General features: G+C 65.8%; 17 protein-coding genes. 11 read left to right on the plus strand and 6 right to left on the minus strand.

The window, feature by feature from the left end:
- Window positions 1-14: 14 nt before the first annotated feature.
- Window positions 15-800 (plus strand): glucose 1-dehydrogenase, encoded by a 786-nt coding sequence (locus G432_RS13610; protein ID WP_015459396.1) that lies wholly within the window; start codon window positions 15-17, stop codon window positions 798-800.
- Between the two features lie 13 nt (window positions 801-813).
- Window positions 814-1,671, plus strand: a complete 858-nt coding sequence (locus G432_RS13615) for a GRP family sugar transporter (RefSeq protein ID WP_015459397.1) — start codon at window positions 814-816, stop codon at window positions 1,669-1,671.
- A gap of 238 nt (window positions 1,672-1,909) precedes the next feature.
- On the opposite strand, the gene G432_RS13620 is transcribed toward G432_RS13615, so the two are convergent.
- Together G432_RS13620 and G432_RS13625 are read right to left on the minus strand one after the other, a co-directional pair.
- Entirely contained in the window at window positions 1,910-2,716 is an 807-nt protein-coding gene (locus G432_RS13620) for a universal stress protein (protein ID WP_015459398.1), read from the minus strand.
- Between the two features lie 63 nt (window positions 2,717-2,779).
- Window positions 2,780-3,349 carry a hypothetical protein gene (locus G432_RS13625; protein ID WP_015459399.1) on the minus strand — a complete coding sequence of 190 codons (570 nt, stop codon included), beginning with the start codon at window positions 3,347-3,349 and terminating at the stop codon, window positions 2,780-2,782.
- Window positions 3,350-3,498: 149 nt separating this feature from the next.
- Between G432_RS13625 and G432_RS22630 the strand changes: the two genes are divergently transcribed.
- The 9 genes from G432_RS22630 (at window position 3,499) to G432_RS13665 (ending at window position 14,764) form a co-directional block, all read left to right on the plus strand.
- A complete protein-coding gene (locus G432_RS22630; RefSeq protein WP_082166313.1) occupies window positions 3,499-3,834 on the plus strand; it encodes a hypothetical protein in 336 nt (111 codons plus the stop codon).
- A 59-nt stretch (window positions 3,835-3,893) separates the two neighbouring features.
- On the plus strand, window positions 3,894-5,189 hold the full coding sequence (locus G432_RS13630; protein ID WP_015459400.1) for a TolC family protein: 1,296 nt from the start codon (window positions 3,894-3,896) through the stop codon (window positions 5,187-5,189).
- 2 nt (window positions 5,190-5,191) lie between these two features.
- On the plus strand, window positions 5,192-6,361 hold the full coding sequence (locus G432_RS13635) for an efflux RND transporter periplasmic adaptor subunit (protein ID WP_015459401.1): 1,170 nt from the start codon (window positions 5,192-5,194) through the stop codon (window positions 6,359-6,361).
- Window position 6,362: 1 nt separating this feature from the next.
- Window positions 6,363-9,599 carry an efflux RND transporter permease subunit gene (locus G432_RS13640; RefSeq protein ID WP_015459402.1) on the plus strand — a complete coding sequence of 1,079 codons (3,237 nt, stop codon included), beginning with the start codon at window positions 6,363-6,365 and terminating at the stop codon, window positions 9,597-9,599.
- Between the two features lie 103 nt (window positions 9,600-9,702).
- Window positions 9,703-10,200 carry an SRPBCC family protein gene (locus G432_RS13645; RefSeq protein WP_041865419.1) on the plus strand — a complete coding sequence of 166 codons (498 nt, stop codon included), beginning with the start codon at window positions 9,703-9,705 and terminating at the stop codon, window positions 10,198-10,200.
- Complete coding sequence (locus tag G432_RS13650; protein WP_015459404.1) at window positions 10,197-10,805, plus strand: cation transporter; 609 nt, start codon at window positions 10,197-10,199, stop codon at window positions 10,803-10,805. Before G432_RS13645 ends, G432_RS13650 begins: the two co-directional genes overlap by 4 nt.
- Before the next feature lie 196 nt (window positions 10,806-11,001).
- Window positions 11,002-13,512, plus strand: coding sequence for a heavy metal translocating P-type ATPase (locus G432_RS13655; RefSeq protein ID WP_015459405.1), 2,511 nt, complete (start codon window positions 11,002-11,004; stop codon window positions 13,510-13,512).
- Entirely contained in the window at window positions 13,502-14,422 is a 921-nt protein-coding gene (locus G432_RS13660) for a LysR family transcriptional regulator (protein WP_041864924.1), read from the plus strand. The genes G432_RS13655 and G432_RS13660 overlap by 11 nt, the downstream gene beginning before the upstream one ends.
- Window positions 14,423-14,455: 33 nt before the next feature.
- Complete coding sequence (locus G432_RS13665) at window positions 14,456-14,764, plus strand: hypothetical protein (protein ID WP_015459407.1); 309 nt, start codon at window positions 14,456-14,458, stop codon at window positions 14,762-14,764.
- 15 nt (window positions 14,765-14,779) lie between these two features.
- Here the strand turns inward: G432_RS13665 and G432_RS13670 are convergent, their stop codons facing one another.
- The 4 genes from G432_RS13670 to trbF are packed head-to-tail and all read right to left on the minus strand — an operon-like array spanning window position 14,780 to window position 17,920.
- Window positions 14,780-15,004: a DUF2274 domain-containing protein gene (locus G432_RS13670; protein ID WP_015459408.1), complete on the minus strand. Its 225-nt coding sequence runs from the start codon at window positions 15,002-15,004 to the stop codon at window positions 14,780-14,782.
- Entirely contained in the window at window positions 15,001-16,227 is a 1,227-nt protein-coding gene (locus tag G432_RS13675; protein ID WP_015459409.1) for a TrbI/VirB10 family protein, read from the minus strand. Before G432_RS13675 ends, G432_RS13670 begins: the two co-directional genes overlap by 4 nt.
- Window positions 16,224-17,240: a P-type conjugative transfer protein TrbG gene (gene trbG, locus G432_RS13680; RefSeq protein ID WP_015459410.1), complete on the minus strand. Its 1,017-nt coding sequence runs from the start codon at window positions 17,238-17,240 to the stop codon at window positions 16,224-16,226. Before trbG ends, G432_RS13675 begins: the two co-directional genes overlap by 4 nt.
- A complete protein-coding gene (gene trbF / locus G432_RS13685; protein WP_015459411.1) occupies window positions 17,237-17,920 on the minus strand; it encodes a conjugal transfer protein TrbF in 684 nt (227 codons plus the stop codon). The genes trbG and trbF overlap by 4 nt, the downstream gene beginning before the upstream one ends.
- Between the last annotated feature and the right edge of the window lie 2 nt (window positions 17,921-17,922).

The following is a 17,922-nucleotide window of genomic DNA, read 5'->3' on the forward strand; positions in this document are numbered from 1 at the left end:
AGGGAGATCGGCCCATGATCTACTCGGACCTTCAGGGTAAGGTTGCCGTCGTTACCGGATCTTCCAAGGGAATCGGCGCGTGCATCGCCAGCCGGTTCGGCGAGGAAGGCATGAACGTTGTCGTCAACTATAATTCGGACAAGGCGGGCGCCGACGCCACCGTGGCCGCGATCGTGGCCGCCGGGGCGAGCGCGGTCGCGGTCCAGGCCGACATGGCGGAGGAAGCCAGCGCGACCCGCCTGGTGGAGGCCGCCCTCGACAGCTTCGGCAGGCTCGACGTCTTCGTCAACAATGCGGGCATGGAGAATCCCGTGCCGAGCCACGAGATGACGCTGGAGAACTGGCGCAAGGTGATCGACGTCAACCTGACCGGCTATTTCCTGGGCGCGCGCGCCGCGCTCCGCCATTTCGTGGCGCGGAAGAGCCGGGGCGGCATCATCAACCTCTCCTCCGTCCATGAGCGGATTCCCTGGCCGACCTTCGCCCATTATGCGGCGAGCAAGGGCGGGGTGAAGCTGCTGAACCAGACGCTGGCGATGGAATATGCCCCGCTGGGCATCCGCGTGAACGCGATCGGGCCGGGGGCCATAAACACGCCGATCAACAAGGAGAAGATGGCCGATCCGGCAAAGAAGGCGGCGCTCGAGAGCATCATCCCGATGGGCTATGCCGGCGAGCCGGAGGTCGTCGCCAACGCCGCCGCCTGGCTGGCATCGGACCAGTCGTCCTACGTCACCGGCATCACCCTGTTCGTCGACGGCGGCATGACGCTCTATCCTGCCTTCATGCACAACGGCTGATGGCGCCGGCGGCGTGAGCGCCGATATCCTCATCGCGCTCGTCCCCGCCCTGTTCTGGGGCATCCTTCCCGTGCTGGTCGCCTGGACCGGGGGCCGGCCCATCCAGCAGATATTGGGCACCACGCTGGGCACGCTGATCGCGGCGGTGGTGGTGGTCCTGATCGTGCGGCCGCAGATCGGGCCGGCCGCGCTGCTGTTCGGCGCGCTTTCCGGGGCGTGCTGGGCGTTCGGCCAGTTCAACCAGTATCGCGCCTACGGCCAGATCGGCGTGTCGCAGGCGCTGCCCATCTCGACCGGCCTGCAACTGCTGGGCACGTCGCTGGTGGGGGTGCTCCTGCTCGGCGAATGGCCCACCGCCGGGGAAAGGCTGCTGGGCGGGCTGGCCATCGCGATCATCATCGTCGGGATATTCCTGACGACCCGGCACGAGGACGCCACGCGCGGCGGCGACATGAAGGCCGGCATGACGACGCTGCTGATCTCGTCCCTCGGCTATGTCGGCTATTCCTATTTCCCGCGCGTGCGGGACCTGGACGGCTGGAGCGCCTTCCTGCCGCAGGCGATCGGCATGTTCGCCATGTCCGTCCTCCTTTCGCTGTTCGCGCGCGGGGACCGGCCATGGTCGATCAAGACGGTGCACAATCTGGGGGCGGGGCTGGTGTTCGCGATCGCCGCGCTGGCCTATCTCGTCTCGGCCCAGCGCAACGGCGTGGCCACGGGATTCGCGCTGTCGCAGATGAACGTGGTGATCGCCACGCTGGGCGGCATCTTCATCGTCGGCGAGAAGAAGACGCACAGGGAGATGGTGCTGATCCTCGCCGGCCTGGCGCTGGTGGTGGGCGGCGGCATCCTGATCGGCCTCAACCGCTGAATCGCCTGGGCGCCGGCCGCGATCGGCCCGCGCCGCCAGCGTCCGCAACGGAGCCGACGGCTATCCACACAGCCTTTTTGGAAAATGGCGCCCCGCACCGGATAAACATAACGAATACGTGTCGCCGTTCATACTACTCTAGCAACGCCCGGAACCGCCGCTCCCCGCCGTCCGTCGTCGCATTCGACCGCAGGCGCTACAAGCTGACTGGATACCAGCTCTGGACCTCACATTTGGCTCAGTTGGCTAGAACCCATGTGATGTCGGTCTTTAGAAGGTCTTGCGTTACGCCCCCGAAAACACGCTCTTTCCAACGCCCTTGCGCGCGCCCACCCGCGACGAGAAAGTCCACGCCTTCGTTCTCAGCATATTCGGCGATCACGGAAGCCTCGGACCGCCCGCTTGCCGGAAGATGCTGACGTCGCGCATCGAGGCCGTGGGCAGCGAGATAGCGTTGCACGGCCTCAAGGCAGTCAGCGGTGACAGTCTCGCCGACGCCGAGCACCGTGATCGCTTCGGCGTGGCGGAGGAAGGGTAGAGCCGCCCGCAAGGCGCAACCTGCCTCCCTCCCATCCTTCCAGCCGATCAGCGCTCGCCGAAGAATCTGCGGCGGTTTCGTGCTAAGTCGAAGGACGGCCGCTCCGGTCGTGAGCGCAACATCTACCGGATCGGCTTGGGCAAGTTTGCTCGCACCCGCCACGCCCATGACAATGAGGTCCGCCAGCACACCCTCAGACAGCGTGACGCGCGGGTCGGCGATGCCGTCGCACCAATTCATCCGCTCCGGTGCATCTTGCGCCAAACGATCGAACGTCGAGCGCATCTCCGATAGGGCTTCCCGCAGCTTTTGCTCCTCGGTCATCATGTGCAAGGAACTGGGAGTAAGAGCCTCGGCCAGCGAAGCGCTCTTTGGCCAGGCGGAGCAAACTGCGGTGAGTGACGCGCCTCGTTCACGGGCAATCTGCATCGCCATGCGAATGCGTTGCTCGGCCCCGAGGTCCGGCGTCGCATCCACGACGATTGCGGACAGCTTATCAATCGTCATTCCACCTCCTGCGGAGCGGACCATGAATCCCCGGTTCATTGCGCGTTGACCACGGTCCGGTCATCACACGGATACGCGAGGTTGCGTTCGGAGTAGGCGAGCCATACCCCACCACGCGAGGGGTGCGAGTATGAAAACACTGAGCATTCCGGGGAAATAGCCATACGGCTCGTTCGCCAATACCGGCATTGCGAAGTGAGTGAGTTCGGTGATTCCCATCGACGCGAAGAACGTCCAGGCCAGAAAGCGTGCAAACTCGAAATGCCGCTTAATGAGCACCGGGATTGCGATCCAGGCTCCTACGGGCAGAACTAGGATTGCAAGTATTAATCCGACTGAGACGTCGGGCACGGGCGTTCCGGTGATCCTGGCTGAGACCTGATCGAAGAAGCCCGTGCGGTTTTCCTCGAATTTGTGAAGCGCGAGAAAGGCAATCAGCGTGAGCCAGTATGGAGCGCTGATCCGATGCCAACCAACGCCCGAAGGTGTGCTTAGCCAGAGAAGAAATCCGCCAAGATAGCCTATGAGAAATATCGAAGCATACAGAGTGCCGAGGTAAACATATCCGAGCAGTGGAACTAGAAGTGCAAAGCCGAGCGCCGCTGCAATTAAGGCAAAGGATTTCTTTCTCACAGTAGCCTCGCCGTTGTATTCCCGATCTCGCAGGATTCATCTTCGAGATAGCCTGTCCATGCCTGCCCGCGCCGGACGTTATAACCTCTCAATCGGAGACGTCGAAAGGAATCCTTCCTTAGAAGCGTCATCGTGCTATATAGCACCGGATGGCACGTTTCATTGCCCTAGTTCTGATGTGCTTTGTCTCGCTGTCTCTGGTGGCGGGCAACGTCGCCCATGCGGCCGAGCCGATCGGCTGCTTGGACACTGAGGTCGCGGTCGATCTTGGCCATGCCGCTGGGGATCGCGACCAAGTGCCATCAGACGATGGGAAAGCCACGCCACACCATCACGGCGGCTGTCAGGGCCATCAGATTGGCGAGCCCGTGAAAGAGGGCTTTAGCCCGCAATTGCGTCTGCGCACTACGCTTCCGCTGATCCCTCACGCGAACGGTCGCGTCTCCGCTCCAACAGACCCGGCCTACCGCCCTCCACGCGCCTGACGATTCCAGCCTAGCCCCTTCCTCGGGCTTTCTCGGAAATCGTCAGGAGTCTTTTCATCATGCAACGATTGCTCGCGGCCCTATTGGCCGCGACGGCTTGCGCGAGCATCGCGCAGGCCCAAACCGCGCCGCCGGCTGATGCCGGTCAGGCGCAGCCGCAAGGCATACCAATCTCGGGGCCGGTTTTCAGCGTCGATCGCGCGCTTGAGCTGGCGGGCGTCGTCTCGCCCGCGTTGGAGGCGGCGTCGGCCGACGTTAGGGCGGCCGAAGCGGGGCGGCGTGTCGCGGGGCTCCGTCCCAACCCGACCGTCACCGTCGAGGCTGAAAATGTTGCTGGCTCGGGCCAGTATCGCGGCACACAAAGCCTTGAAGCGACCACCTCCCTTACGCTGCCGCTCGAACTCGGCGGCAAGCGGTCGGCCCGCATCGCCGTCGCGGACGCTCGGACCGACCGCGCCACGATACAAGCCGCCATCGCGCAAGCCGATCTACGATTGAACGTCATCCGCGCCTATGCGGAGGCCGCATCGGCGGAACGTCGTCTCATGACGGCGCGCGATCAGGCACGCATCGCGGGCGAAGCCCTGCGCGCCGCGCAGGTTCGCGTGCAGGCGGGCCGCGCATCGCCGATCGAAGCGGAGCGCGCGAACGTCGCGCGGGTGAACGCCGACGCGGCGCTGACACGGGAGGAACGTGCCGTCGAAGTCGCACGCTTCACCTTGTCGCGCATCATCGGCCAACCGATCGCGGGGCCGCTCGATACAGACTGGTTCGCCCGTGTGCCGACGACCTATGGACCCCTTCGGCCGATCGACAGCGCCGGCACGCTCATGATGGCGGCGGCCGATGCGGACCTTGCCGTCGCCAACGCTGGCGTGCGGCTCGCGCGCTCGCAGCGGGTGCCCGATCTGACACTCGGGGCCGGCGCACGCCGCCTCGAACAGACGGGCGACACGGCGGCCATTTTCAGTCTCTCGATCCCGCTCCCGTTGTTCAACAGCGGCGGTGCGGCGCTCAGTCAGGCTACCGCCGAACGGCAGAGCGCGGATGCGCGGCGGCGCGTGACGGCGCTCGACGTGGATCAGGCCATCGCACGCGCGCAAGCCGATGCCGCCAATGCCGCGACAAATGCGGCAGCGGCCACTGGCCCGGCGCTATCGGCGGCCGAAGAAGCCGCCCGCATTGCGCGCATCGGCTATCGGGAGGGCAAGTTCGGCCAACTCGATTTGCTCGATGCCGAACGCACGCTCGCTCAGACGCGCGAGGCGGCAATCGACGCGCTGCTCTCCTACCACATCGCCCAGGCGCAGCTTGAGCGGCTTACCGCCCGCGCGCCGATCAGACAGGGGGAATGAGAATGAACACCCGATACCTAGCGGCCCTGCCGCTCACGCTGGCCGCATTGTTGATGGCCGGATGTTCCGGCGGCGAGAAGGCCGGCGACGAAGCGCAGAACACGGCGACGGCGGAAAACGCCGCAAGCCCCGAGGCCGGCGGTCACGCCGACGAAGAGGGCGAAATCGACCTCAGCGCCGATCAGATTCGCAAAGCCGGCATCGAGCTAGTGCGCGTGATCCGTAGCGGAGGCGGCGCGCTGACGCTCCCGGCGACGATCGAAGGCGACCCGCAAGGGATGCAGGTTGTGTCCGCCGCGATCGGGGGCCGGGTCGTCTCTCTGACCCGCAACCTCGGCCAGTCGGTCGGGCGCGGGCAGACACTCGCGATCATCGAAAGCCGCGAAGCGGCCTCGCTGAACGCCGAAATCGAGGCGGCGCGGGCGAGGCTCGCACTGGCCGAAAGCACTCTGCGCCGCGAACAACGGCTGTTCAACGAGCGCGTCTCGCCGGAACAGGATTTGATAGCGGCGCGCACGGCAGCGACAGAGGCCCGAATCGCGCTGCGGCTCGCACAGCAACAGGTATCGGCCGCTGGTGGAGGCGGCGGTGCGCTCAATCGTATTGCGATCCGCGCGCCGCTCTCGGGCCAGGTCGTCGTGCGTAGCGTGACGCTAGGCCAGACGGTTGCGGCCGATGCCGAGCTATTTCGTGTGGCCGATCTAGGCCGCGTCGCGGTAACGCTTGCGCTCTCGCCGGCTGACGCCGGCAAGGTGCGCCCCGGCTCTCAAATCGAAGTTGTCGCGGGCGATCGGCGATCGGTTGCGCGCGTCGATTTCGTGTCGCCCATTCTCGATGAAAACACGCGCCTCGCCACGGTGATCGCGGTCATCGACAACCGCGCCGGTCAATGGCGCGTCGGTGAGCCGGTTACGACCTCGATCCAGCTCGCCGGTGGCGGTGCCTCCGCGCTGCTCGTGCCGCAAAGCGCGGTGCAGACGGTCGAAGGCCGGCCCACCGTCTTCGTCCGCACCGAACACGGCTTCAAGGCCACGCCTGTCACGCTCGGAAGCCCGAGCGGCGACAACGTGGTCGTGACCTCCGGCCTCACTGGCGACGAACAGCTCGCCGGGCCGAACAGCTTCACCCTCAAGGCTGAGCTTGGAAAAGGCGAAGCGGAGCACGGGCACTGATATGATCGACCGCATCGTCACATTTTCCGTCGAGCGTCGCTGGTTCATCCTGCTCATGACGCTCATCGCCGCGGTCATCGGAGGCTGGGCGATCTCGCGCCTGCCGATCGACGCCGTTCCCGACATCACCAACAACCAGGTGCAGGTAAACATCACCGCACCGGCGCTCTCCCCCGAGTTGGTCGAGAAGCAAATCGCCTTCCCGATCGAAACCGCCCTCGCGGGCGTTCCTGGCCTTGAATATACCCGCTCACTGAGCCGCAACGGGTTCGCCCAGGTCACGGCGGTTTTCACCGATTCGACCGACATATATTTTGCACGTCAGCAAGTCGCGGAGCGGCTGCGCGTCGCCGAAGAAAGCCTGCCCGACGGTGCGGTCCCGACAATGGGGCCGATCGCGACGGGCCTCGGCGAAGTCTATATGTGGACCGTCCATTTCCAGCATCGCAAGGAAGATACCCATAGGCCGGGCGAGCCCGGAATGCAGCCTGACGGCAGCTACATCACGCCAGAGGGCGACCGGCTTGTCAGTGAAGCCGATCAGGCGACCTATCTTCGCACCGCTCAGGATTGGATCGTCGCGCCGCTGCTGAAGAACACGCCGGGCCTTGCCGGCGTCGACTCGATCGGCGGCTATGTGAAGCAGTTTCAGGTGATCCCCGACGTGCAGCGGCTCGCCGCCCTTGGGCTGAACCTGAGCGATCTGGCGCGGGCGCTCCAAGAGAACAACGTCGGCGTCGGCGCCGGTGTTGTCGATCGCGGCGGTGAGGGCCTGGCTGTCCGTTCCGATGCCCGTATCCGCAACGTGGGCGAGTTGGCCGGCACGGTCATCGCCACCCGCGAAGGCACCCCGATCCGGCTCGATCAGGTGGCGCAAGTCCGCCTCGGTCAAGCCATCCGCTACGGCTCCGCGTCCGAGAACGGCAAGGAGGTCGTGGTCGGAACCGCCATCATGCGGATCGGCGAGAACAGCCGCACTGTCGCATCGGCCGTCGCGGAACGGATCGAGGCAATCAACGCCTCATTGCCAACCGATGTCGTGATTCAGCCGGTGCTGGACCGCACCGCGCTGGTCAACTCCACAATCAAGACGGTGGCGAAAAACCTGACCGAAGGGGCGCTTCTCGTCATCGTCGTGCTGTTCGTGCTGCTCGGCAATTTCCGGGCCGCTCTGATCGCGGCGCTGGTGATCCCGATCACCATGGCGATGACCAGCTTCGGGATGCTGCGAGGCGGTGTCTCGGCCAATCTAATGAGTCTCGGCGCGCTCGACTTCGGCCTGATCGTGGACGGCGCGGTGATTATCGTTGAAAACGCGCTGAGGCGCATCGCCGAACGGCAACATCACTACGGCCGAACGCTGGCGCTGGAAGAGCGCCTGTCTGTGGTGACGCAGGCCGCGCGCGAGATGATCCGGCCTTCCGTCTTTGGGCAGGCGATCATCATCCTCGTCTATGTGCCGCTGCTGACCCTCACGGGCGTCGAGGGCAAGACGTTCACGCCGATGGCGCTGACCGTCATCATCGCGCTCGTCAGCGCCTTCGTGCTTTCGCTGACCTTCGTGCCCGCCATGCTCGCGATCTGGCTCTCCAAGCCGGTCGAGGAAAAGGAGGGCCGGATCATGTCCTGGCTCAAGCGCAAGTATGAGCCGGGGCTCGATAAGGCGATGAAGCGGCCGACGCTGACCATGGGCGTCGGGGTCGGCGCGTTCCTCGCCGCCATCCTGACCTTCTCGTTCTTGGGGCAGGAGTTCCTTCCCCAGCTCGATGAAGGCGACCTGACCGCGCAAGTGCTGCGCGTGCCGGGAACGTCGGTCGATCAAAGCCAGGCGATGCAATCGCGCATCGAGCGGGAGATCGGCAAGCTGCCCGAAGTCCGGTTCGTGTTCTCCAAGACGGGCACGGCCGAGTTGGCGTCGGACCCGATGCCTCCGAACATCTCAGACACCTTCATCATTATGAAGCCGCGCGACGAATGGCCCGATGCCGGGCTGAGCAAGGCCGATCTGGTGGCGAAGGTCGAGAGGACGCTTGAGGGCCTGCCCGGCAACGCCTTCGAAATCAGCCAGCCCATCCAGATGCGCTTCAACGAGCTGATCGCAGGCGTGCGCGGCGACGTCGCGGTCAAGATATTCGGCGACGACACCGATGCAATGAACACGACGGCCAATGCCGTTGCGGCGGTCCTTCGCAAGACGCAGGGCGCAGCCGACGTTCGGGTGGAACAGACCGAGGGCCTGCCGATGCTCGACATACGGCCGCGCCGGGACATCATGTCGAGGCTTGGGATCACCGCGCAGACCGTGCAGGATACTATCTCGGCCGCGATCGGCGGTCGCGATGCCGGTATGATCTTCGAGGGCGATCGGCGCTTTGCTGTCACCATCCGTCTGTCGGACGTGGCGCGCGCCAATCTGCAAACGCTCGGCCAGGTGCCGGTGCCGCTACCGGGCGGCGGGTTCGTGCCCCTGCAAAGTGTCGCCGACATCGGCGTCACCGATGGCCCTAATCAAATCAGCCGCGAGAACGGCAAACGGCGCGTCGTCGTGCAGGCGAATGTGCGCGGCCGTGACGTCGCAGGCGTGGTGGCGGACGCACAGGCGGCGATAGCGGCAGAAGTGCGTCTGCCTGCCGGCCAGTATCTCGATTGGGGCGGCCAGTTCGAGAATCTGCAATCGGCGTCCGAGCGGCTGATGCTCGTAGTTCCGGCCTGCTTCGCGCTCATCATCCTGTTGCTCTACGGAGCCTTGGGAAGCGTGCGCGATGCGGCGATCGTGTTTACCGGCGTCCCGCTCGCGCTGGTCGGCGGCGTCCTCGCGTTGTTCCTGCGGGGTATGCCCTTCTCGATCTCGGCGGCGGTAGGGTTCATCGCCCTGTCCGGCATCGCGGTCCTCAATGGCCTCGTCATGGTGACGTCGATCCAAGGGCTGATGGCGCGAGGGATGGAGCGCGCAAAAGCGGCCCGTGAAGGGGCGATGATGCGGCTGCGGCCCGTCGTCATGACGGCGCTAGTCGCCAGCCTCGGCTTCGTGCCGATGGCGATTGCAAGCGGAGCCGGCGCGGAAGTGCAAAAGCCGCTGGCGACCGTCGTCATCGGCGGCCTGATCTCAGCAACGCTACTGACGCTGTTCGTGCTGCCGACACTCTACGCCCGCTATGGCCGCCGGGAGACGGATATTCCCGCGCCTGCCACGCGGCCCGAAGAGACGACGGTCGATCTGGCGGAGGCTCCACTGTGAGCCTCCGCGTCGGCCGTATCCGAGCACCGGGGATGCGTCTTGTCGAGCGGTGGGCGGCTTTGCCGTCCGCCGCATCGGAGACCAAGGAACGGGCGATCAGGCCGTGAAGGAAATCACCTCCTTCGCCCTGAGCATTACGCCCATCAGGGCGTGGACTCATATCGCCGATCTGGCGGCGTTCGCGTTATGGCACCCCAGCTATCGCTTCCGGGGAAACGCCGCGCCAGGTGCGAGAGTCGGCCTCACCTTTAGCCTGCTCAGAGGAGAACTCCCGCTAAAGGCCGGAGCTAAGATCATAGCCTATGAGCGGGCGCACTGCCTTGCGTGGCGCACCGGCCTCGGCGGGGTGCTCACTCTGCACGAAGAATATGCTCTCGACGGGCTCGGCGAACAGACACGGGTTCGCCACACAATCACGATGAGAGGGATGCTGAGCCCGCTTGGCTATACGGTCCGGCGCGGGTTGCGCTCCGCAATGCGGGCACAGGATGCGGCGCTCGTCCGCTATCTCACCAAGGAAGCGCGCGGGAGCGGCTTCACAGTAAATCGTCGTCGTCGCCGAGTCCGCAAGGCGCAACTTTCCGCGAAAGGCCGCTCATGACCGGCCCGGCATTTTCGGGCCCGGATGCGGAGCGCCGCACCCTCTGGATCGTGTTGATCCTCAATGCGGGGATCGCCGTAGCTTTCCTGATCGCGGGAGTCACAGGCGATTCCAGCGCGCTGCTCGCCAATGGTCTCGACAACCTCTCGGACGCTGCGGTCTATGCGCTGAGCCTCATCGCCCTCAGTCGGGGCGCAAAGTGGAAGACCCGTGCAGCCGCCGTGTCGGGGGTCATGCTCCTGATCTTTGCCGGCGGCATCCTTCTCGATGTCGGGCGGCGATACCTCCAAGGCAGCGAGCCTATCGGCGTTACCATGATGGCGATGTCTGCGGTTGCCGCCGTCGTCAATTTCGTCTGCCTCAAACTGCTGCAACGGCTGCGAGAGCCCGACGTCAATCTGCGCGCCGCGACCACGTTCAGTTTCAACGACTTCATCTCGAACGGCGGGATTCTTGTCGCCGGCCTGCTGGTCTGGTGGCTGGGCTCAAACTGGCCCGATCTGCTGGTTGGCTTCCTCACTGCGATCATCGCCATCAAGGGCGGCGTCGAAATCTTACGCGATGCACGCAAGGAAGCGCGCCAAGCCAAGGAAGTCAGCCGATGATTGCCAAAGCTATCGGCCGCCGCACGCTGAGTCCTTCGGGTGCATGTGCGAGAACGGCCCGCGCCATGGCCGTTTCCCCCAAACAGCCATGGCGAACGGACAGAGGCGGGCGCGCGGGGCGAAGACTCGCGACAGCGCCCCCCGTCGGGCGGACCGCACCGCTTACCCGAAACGCGATCCGCAAAGGACCAACGCCATGATTGAAAAGCTCCGTCTCGATATTCCCGTCCTGTTGCCCGACGTCACCGACGCGGCTGATGCCTGTGTCGCAAGGCTGATCGGCTCGCTTGAAGGCCGCCCCGGCGTCGAGCAGGCCCATGTCGTCGCGGCCAGCGCCGACGCGCCGGCAACTTTGTGCGTCCATTTTGACCCGCAAGTGGTGACGCTATCGCGCATCCGCGAGCTGGCCCGCGCTGCTGGCGCGAACATCGCCGATCGCTTCGGACATGCGATCTGGCGAGTTGAGGGGCTCACCCATCAGCGTCGCGCCCGCACCCTGGGCGACCGGCTTCGCGCCCTTCCCGGCGTGCTGGAAGCTGAGGCGAATGTCTCCGGCCTGGTGCGGGTTGAGTTCGATAAGTCGGCGACGTCGGAAGAGGCGATCCTGGGCGCGCTGCGCGAGGCCGGCGCGCGACCGATCGGCGACAAGGCGCTGACGCCGGCCCCGGCCACGCCGACGCATGACCACGCCAAGGATCATGACCATCCTGCCGGCGAGAAGCATGACCACGATCACGCCCATGGCGGCCTGCTCGGGCCGAATACGGAGCTGATTTTCGCGCTGGCCTGCGGCGCGGCGCTGGCGATCGGCTTCGCCATCGAGAAGCTGGTGGCCGGCGCGCCGGATTGGTTGCCGCTCGCGCTCTACATCGCTGCCTATGGCTTCGGCGGCTTCTACACACTTCGCGAAGCGATCGAAAATCTACGCCTCAAGCGGTTTGAAATCGACACGCTGATGTTGGTGGCCGCCGCTGGCGCGGCTGCGCTGGGAGCCTGGGCGGAAGGCGCGCTGCTGCTATTCCTGTTCAGCCTCGGCCATGCGCTCGAACACTACGCAATGGGCCGCGCTAAGCGCGCGATCGAGGCACTGGCCGAACTGGCGCCGCGCACCGCAATGGTGCGCCGCTCCGATGGCGGCACGAGCGAGGTTCCGGTTGAGGATCTCAAGCTCGGTGATGTCGTCATCGTGAAGCCCGATGAGCGCGTTGCGGCTGATGGTTTCATCGTGAAGGGGATCACCGCGATCAATCAGGCCCCGGTCACGGGTGAGAGTATGCCCGTCGATAAGCGGCCTGTGCAGGACGACGCGGCGGCCCGCGCCAATCCCGATCGGCTCGATGCGGCCAGCCGGGTGTTCGCCGGCACGATCAACGGCAGTGGTCTCATCGAAATCGAAGTGACCCGACTGTCCACCGAAAGCACTCTCGCCAAGGTGGTTAAGCTGGTCAGTGAAGCGGAAACACAGAAGTCGCCGACGCAACGCTTCACGGACCGATTTGAGCGGTTCTTTGTGCCGGCGGTGCTCGCGCTGTCCTTCCTGCTCCTGTTTGCCTGGGTGGTTGTTGATGAGCCGTTCCGCGACAGCTTCTACCGGGCGATGGCGGTGCTGGTCGCCGCCAGCCCCTGCGCACTCGCCATCGCCACCCCCAGCGCGGTCCTCTCGGGCGTAGCCCGTGCCGCGCGCGGGGGCGTCCTCGTTAAGGGCGGCGCTCCGCTCGAACTGCTCGGCTCTCTCGATGCCATCGCGTTCGACAAGACGGGCACGCTCACCAAGGGCGAGCCCCGCATACAGGAAATCATCCCTGTCGCGGATGTGAGTAAGGAAGACCTCATGACGGTGGCCGTCGCCGTCGAGGCCCTGAGCGATCATCCGCTCGCCCAAGCCATTGCCCGCGACGGACGGGACCATATCGGCGATCAGTCGGTGCCGAAGGCCGACAACCTCAAGAGCCTCACTGGGCGCGGCGTGTCGGCCGTCGTCGGAGCCGATGAGGTGCTGATCGGAAAGGCTGAAATGTTCGGTGCTGACGGCATCGCGCCGCTGTCCCCCGAGATGACGGCCGCGATCGAGAAGCTGCGGGAGGGGGGCCAAACGAGCATGGTCGTTCGCCGGGCCGGCAAAGACCTTGGCGCGATCGGGCTGCTCGACACTCCGCGCGAAGCGGCGCGCGATGCGCTCGAAAAGCTGCGCGCGATCGGTATCAAGCGAATGATTATGATCTCGGGGGATCATCAGCGCGCCGCCCAAGCCATCGCCAGGGACGTTGGCATCGACGAAGCGTGGGGCGATCTCATGCCGGAGGATAAGGTCGAGGCGATCAAGAAGCTCCGCGCCGAAGCCAAAGTCGCGATGGTGGGTGATGGCGTCAACGACGCTCCCGCCATGGCGACAGCGACGGTCGGCATTGCGATGGGTGCCGCTGGTTCCGACGTCGCGCTGGAAACCGCAGACGTCGCCCTGATGGCGGATGATCTGGCGCACCTGCCATTTGCGGTTGGACTCAGCCGCAGCACGCGATGGGTGATCCGCCAGAATGTCTTCGTGAGCCTGGGCGTAGTTGCCTTCCTCGTGCCCGCCACCATCCTCGGGCTCGGTATTGGTCCAGCGGTAGCGATGCACGAAGGATCGACGCTGCTCGTCGTGTTCAACGCGCTCCGGCTGCTGGCCTATCGCGATCCTACAGCCCGCCGCAGCGATGCCTTTTAGCATCCGCCAACTGCGCTATGCGATCGCGGCCGCCGATCACGGGAGCTTTTATCGAGCTGCCCGAGCGCTCGACATTGAGCAATCGACGCTTAGTCGGAGCATCCTCAAATTGGAGGGCTCCATCGGTATGCCGATCTTCGAGCGCTCTCGTTCCGGCGTTACCATGACACTTGCCGGCTGTGCTTTTATCCGCGGGGCAAAGCCGATGGTTGCCAGCGCTGACAAACTTGTTGCGATGATGCGGGCTGCCGGCCAAGGACGGGCGGGCGGCCTGCGGCTAGGCCACAACAGCTCTGTTTCCGCCGGCAATCTAAGAGCAACGATGATGAACTGGCGTGAGGCACATCCTGACGTCGAAGTCGAAGGCGTGGAGGCCGACCGAAGTGTCCTACTCGCAGGACTCGATACTGGCGAGATCGACATCGCGATTCTCATGGGCTCGGTCAGCCATGACGGATTTCGCTGTGAGCCGCTATGGAGCGAACGGATGCTCGTAGCGCTGCCCGCATCGCATCCGTTGGCGGAGCGCGACATCGTTCATTGGACTGATCTTCGAGGCGAGCGCTTCCTGCTGCCAATTGCCGATCCCGGCCCCGAAATCCGGGACATGCTGCTCGGGCGGCTCTCAATGTTCGGCACCAAACCGGATATCAGAATGCACCAGTCGAGCCGCGAAACAATCCTGAGCATCCTCGGTGGCGGTGCCGGTGTGAGCATCGTCTGCGAGGGCTCGACCGGCACGCTTTATCCCGATGTCGTCTATCGGCCGATCCACGGCGAACAGGGACCAGCGCTGACGGGTTATTCGGGCTGTTGGCGCGATGACAACCGCAATCCCGCGCTGCGGCGTTTCCTTGGATTCATCAAAGCGCGCTATGCGCTGTCTTTTGATTTCTCGGAGAGATTCTAGTAAATTAGGTAGGTAGTTCTTGGAGTTACGGCCATGTCGCAAGGCAAGACAATCATCATCGTGCTCGTCACTTTGGTCATCGGCTTCGCGGGAGGCTTCGCCTTGCGGCCGGTGATCGCACCGACGCAGCAAGCGGAGAGCGCCACTGTCGCGCTGCCTGGAGCTGCTGTATCGAGCGAAGCGCGCGGCACGCAATATTTCGTGGCACATATCGACGAGGCGCGGCAGGTCGTCGCTGGATGCCGCGATGGATCAGTGCGGGGTGGCGAGTGTGCCACGGCCGAGGAAGCGATCATCAAGGTCGATGCTGCGGAGCGCCGAAGGAAGTTCTTAGGGAATTGACGCCAGCGCTTCGGCTCAATCCTTTGCGGCGCTCCGACGCCGCGAAAACCCCCGGTCGCTCGCCATGAACTTCGCCAGCATGGGAGAGACGAGCTTCTCGGGAGCAATGGTCTCCCCGCCCGTCTCCGCCGCGAGCGCGGCGGCGTAGGCGGCGAGATCGCGGTGGACTGCGGCGGGCAGCTCAATCGTCAGCTTAACCGGCCGGTCATCGGCGAGCGGCCCCAGCTTCAACTTGGTCATCGCGTTCCTCCGATCGGTTCGAGCACAAGATCGCGGGTCAGAACAACGCGCAGCGGATGGCCTGGCCGGATGGTGAGCGTCGGCTGCACGTTGAGTTGCCGACGCACGATCTGCTGGCCGGTCTGGTTGATGGTGTCCTGCGAGCCGCGCCGCAGGGCGCGAGTCAGGTCGTCCTGGCTGTCCGCACCCAGCTCGGTTCCGACGCCCAGCAATGTCGAGACGGCGGCCGCTCGGAGCAGGTTGCCCCAATGCTGGTTGACGCGATCCTGTAGCCCCGCGAACCCCGCACCGTCCGCGCCGGGTTGGCGCTCGAGAACGATCGAGCGGCCGTCCGGCATGATGAGCCGATCCCAGGCGAGCAGCACGCGCGTCTGACCGGCGGCGATCTCGCTGTCATACTCGCCGATTAACCGCGCGCCCTGCGGGATGAGGAGGATGCGCCCGGTCGGGCTGTCATAGACGTTGGCCGTCACCTGCGCGGTGATCTGGCCGGGCAGGTCAGAACGGACACCGGTGATGAGCGCGGCCGGGATGATGCTACCGGCCTGCACGATGTTCGGCGATGCCGGTGTCGTCAGCCGCTCAACGCTAACCGTCCTTTGATTGGATGCCTGAGCCATGAACGCGCGCTTTCCGGCTTGGTCGCCTTGCGCGGCCTGCGTGGCAGGCTCCTGTGTTGCCGGCGAAGGCAATCCGGGCGCTGCGCCGGGCTCCGCACCTACACCCGCGCGCGCGCCGCCGCTGCCGAGGAAGACAGTGCTGGTGCGCGCCGCATCGCGTTCCTGCGCTGCGCGCTGCCGAGCCGCCTCCGCCGCCTGCGCGCGAGGATCGGGCGGGCCGGGCTGCGCGCCGGTCGGTGGCACGGGGACATCTTCGCCGCGCTGCTGCGCCGACACGATCGGTCGGCCGAGGTCGCCGGGAAGCGGCGGGCCGAGCCGGGGCGCCTGCGCGTAATCGCGCGGTCCCGACGTGATGGTCTCGGCCGTGGCGCGGCTGTCGGTGTTGTAGAGTTCCTGCACGGCCCGATCGCCCGGCGGTCGCAGCGCATAGATCAGCGAACCGCCGATGCCGAGACCGGCGGCGATGCCGACGACGGCGAGCGCCTTGCGCGACAGCCGCATGACGCGGGGCGGATCGCCGCGAAGCTGAAACGCGGCGGGATCGGGGCGAGCGGGCTGCGGCTCCGGCCGCGCTTCGGCTGGCGCATCGTGGCTGTCGGTCACGGCCGCCCCCTCCGCCCGTCGTCGCGAACGATGCGGACGCGCTGCTCGGTGCGGCGGTCGCCCAGGCGCAGCTCGGCGGCGGCGAACAGCCGATCGACCACCATGTAGCGACCCTGCACGCGATAATTGACCAACTCCGCGTCACCACGCGCGCCGGTCACGAATAGCGGCGGCATCTCGCCCTGCGAGATCCCGGCCGGAAACTCGATGAACACCTGCCGCCCGTCGTCGAATGCGCGGGCCGGCGCCCACGGCACGCGGTCGCCTTCGATCCGGTAACGGAAATTGAGCGCCGCCACGTCCACGCCGGTCGCAGCCGGCACGGCAGCGGCGGCAGCCGCGTTGCGGCCCTGCAAGGCGATGAGCTGATCCTGCGGATAGGTCCAGGAGACCGACGCCATGTAGGTCGTCGGCGTCGCGCGCAGCTCCAAGTGATAGGTGCGTCGGTCGGTGTTGATGACGAGGTTGGTGGCGAGGTCGGGCCGGGTTGGCTTCACCAAGATATGCACGCGCGCGGTCGCGCCAGTGCCGCTCACCGTATCGCCTATGATCCACCGCACCGTATCGCCGGCCGCGACCGGCCCCGGCCCGACGAGCTGTTCGCCTTCCTGAAGCGCGATGTCCGTCACCTGACCGGGCGCGGTATAGACCTGATAGAGCGCGCCTTCGGTCCACGGATATTGCTGGATGGCGTTGAGGAAGCCGTCGCGCACCGGCTGGATGCGCGCGGCGTCGTTGGCGTCGCCGACACGGCGGCGCGGATCGGCGGGCTCCGCCGGCCTCGGGCTCGCCGTCACCGGCTTCAACTGGCCGGGCAGCGGCAACGGCTCGGGGATCGTCACGATCTCGACCGCGCGGGGCGGCTCGGCCGCGGGGGTTGCGACGATCACCGGGGGCGGATCGTCCAAAGCGATCAGGGGCGGCCGCGCCGACGTGGTGGCGCAGCCGGCGAGCGCGGATGCGGAGACGAACAGCGCGGCCGTGGCCGCGCGGCGGATGGGTATGCCGGTCATTGCGACAGCTCCTTCGACCAGTTGAGGGCATTGACGAAGACGCCGAGCGGATTCTTGCGCAGGGCATCGGGAGTGCGTGGCGGCTGCACGACGATGGTGAGGATCGCGGACCAGCGCTCGGTGGCGGCAAGGCTGCCGTCCTGATAGCGGCGCTCGATCCAGGCGACGCGGAAGCTGTCGGGCGAGGCGCGGATGACGCTCGACACTTCCACCGCGACCTGCACCCGCCCGACATTGGCGAACGGATCGTTGGCCCGCGCATAGTCGTTGAGCGCGAGCGCGCCGCGATCGGTGGTGAAGTCGTAAGCCCTGAGCCAGTTCTGGCGGACGATGACCGGATCGGCCGGGATCGCGCGGACCTGCTCGATGAAGCGGGCGAGATGGAACGCGACCTGCGGATCGGTCGGGCGGTAGCCGGCCTCGGCTGGCGCAACCGCTTGAGCCTCGCCCAGCCGAACGACCTGCACGACCCAGGGGACGATATGACCGCGCGTCGATTGCCAGACGAGGCCGCCGGCCAAGCCGCCCGAAAGCGCCAGCGTGCCGAAGAAGGCGAGCCGCCAGTTCTTCGCCTGCGCGCGCGCCGAACCGATGCGGTCGTCCCACGCCTGCGCCGCGCGCTGATAGGGTGTGGTGGGTTCGGGCGTCTGGCCGTAGCGGATGCTGGGGCGCTTAAACATGG

The sequence above is a fragment of the Sphingomonas sp. MM-1 genome (assembly GCF_000347675.2).
In the GTDB taxonomy this organism is placed as follows: Bacteria; Pseudomonadota; Alphaproteobacteria; order Sphingomonadales; family Sphingomonadaceae; genus Sphingomonas_E; species Sphingomonas_E fennica.